This is a genomic window from Endothiovibrio diazotrophicus (assembly GCF_054657215.1).
Map to the genome: position 1 here is coordinate 1 of NZ_BAAHXB010000331.1, position 390 is coordinate 390.

Annotated in this window: 1 protein-coding gene; it reads left to right on the plus strand. The window is 67.9% G+C overall.

Features of this window, described 5'->3' with window-relative positions; genetic code table 11:
* The coding region (locus ACYQ2W_RS26685; RefSeq protein WP_459874168.1) for a calcium-binding protein at window positions 1-390 on the plus strand (390 nt) is incomplete at both ends.

Genomic DNA, 390 nt, shown 5'->3' on the forward strand with positions numbered 1-390 from the left:
GCCTTCGTGGTAGAGGGAACCGACGGTGGTTACGACAGCTTCACCGGTGGTGAGGGATTCGACCAGGTGGTCGGCGGCGAGGGGGACGACACCATCCGCGTCCTCCGCTACACCGGGGAGAACACGGTGGAGCGGATCGACGGCGGTGCGGGCGACAACGTGATCGCCGGCACCGGCGGCGGCAACGTGATCGACCTGAGCACCACCGAGGTGTTGAACATCGCACGGATCGATGCCGGTGGCGGCAACGATACGGTGACCGGCTCCAGCGGCGACGACGTGATTGTCGGCGGCAGCGGTTCCGACACCCTGGATGGCGGAGCCGGCGACGACACCTTCGTCGTCGAAGGGACCGACGGCGGTTACGACAGCTTCAGCGGCGGCGAGGGG